We start from the raw sequence: 1,635 nt of genomic DNA, 5'->3' as shown, positions 1-1,635 counted from the left end.
CCGTTTTGGCATCAGGCACACGGTCCGACAGCCCCAGGCCAAGGAAACGCATAAAGGAGAGGCGGTCGTTGATCAGATATTCTGTCCGCTCATCAGACAGATTGTTGAGCGTCTGGATCACCAGAATTTTGAACATCAGCACCGGATCAAATGGCGGTCGTCCGCCTTTACTGCCATCTGAATAGGCTAAAGCCTGCCCCAGATCAGGGCGGAAGACTTCAAAATCCACAGTCCGGGAAAACGCTTCAAGCTGGTCACCCAGCCCGCTCAGCCGGGCAAGCCTCTCTTCAACATCAAAGAAACCAGCCTGCTTCATGATCCATACCCCAATCAACTCGGGGGAAATGGAATCACAAAGGCACCCTCAAAACCAGAGGGTTTTTCGAACCCTCCAGATGGCGAAGAAGCGCGGGCATAGTCCCTGCAGCCTGCGGATCGGATACCGAACACCACGCTTTGTCCGCTGCCTGCGCAGGCACGCAAGGCATCAGGGCCAGAGCGACTACACATACTGACCACAAAAAACAGGCTTTCTGTCTCCGTTGACCCTCAGGCATGGTTTGTCGGACCGTCTGCAACCTGCACAAGAAGTTTGCCGAAATTCTGTCCACTCAGTTGTCCAGCCAGTGCGAGAGGGGCCTGATCCAGACCCTTTACAATCTGTTCCTTATAAACAAGAGATCCTTCCTGAACCCAGGGAGTTGCCAAAGCACGCCATTCCGCAAACCGCTCCGGCCGGTCACCGACAATGAAGCCCTCGATGCGGGCTCTGCGAAACAGCAGCATGGCCGCGCTGATCGTGGGCGCATGCGCCAGCCCGCTATAGTCGCGATCATTATAGTCAGCGACCAGACCGCAGATCGGAACCCGGGCATGATTACGTAACCGCCTGATCACAGCCTGGCCTACTGCACCCCCAACGTTCTCGTAGTAGACATCGACGCCGTCAGGACAGAGGGCGTCAAGCTGTTCGTCGAGATTTTCATGATGATTGATGCATCCATCAAATCCGGCGATTTCCGTGACCCACGCACATTTCTTCACGCCGCCCGCGATACCGATCACCCGCGCTCCTGCTCTTCTGGCTATCTGTCCGGCTGTTGCGCCTACGGGACCGGACGCCGCAGAGACAACGACCGTTTCCCCTGCCTTGGGCTGTCCGATGTCCTTCATCCCCGAATACGCGGTTGTCCCGGGCATACCGAGCACACCAAGATAGGTTGAAGGCGGCACATCATCGGGAACCCGGACCAGCCTGTCCCCGGGAGTTGCCAGCACAGTCGCCCATCCAAACGCACCGGAAACGATCTCGCCTCCACGAAAGGCTGGATGCTTCGACTGGATGACCTGTCCCACGGTTTCGCCAGGGATCATGTCGCCAACCGCCAGTCCTTCACGATAGGTCCGCCCCTCGTTGAGAATGCCCCGCATATAGGGATCGACGGAAGCAAAGAGTGTGCGTGTCAGCACCTCACCCTCCTTTATCGCAGGCCAGGGACGTTCCACTGTCGCGAAAACATCCGGCGCAATACTTCCGTCAGGACGCTTTGCCAGAACAACGGCCTCAAGTGTCTTTTCGGTCATGATACTCCCCCTTACAGGTCAATGCGATTTCCGGTCCGTGTTACAACAGAT

General features: G+C 56.8%; 2 protein-coding genes. Both read right to left on the bottom strand.

Annotation, left to right across the window (positions count from 1 at the left end):
• Positions 1-319: transposase (locus GOX01_RS12660; protein ID WP_174787495.1), on the bottom strand; the 319-nt coding region annotated here is incomplete at its 3' end.
• A 230-nt stretch (positions 320-549) separates the two neighbouring features.
• Positions 550-1,584, bottom strand: a complete 1,035-nt coding sequence (locus tag GOX01_RS12650) for an NADP-dependent oxidoreductase (protein ID WP_062268675.1) — start codon at positions 1,582-1,584, stop codon at positions 550-552.
• Positions 1,585-1,635: the final 51 nt, after the last annotated feature.

The organism is Gluconobacter oxydans (assembly GCF_006539685.1).
Classification (GTDB): Bacteria; Pseudomonadota; Alphaproteobacteria; order Acetobacterales; family Acetobacteraceae; genus Gluconobacter; species Gluconobacter oxydans.
This window is presented reverse-complemented; position numbering and strand designations above follow the sequence as displayed.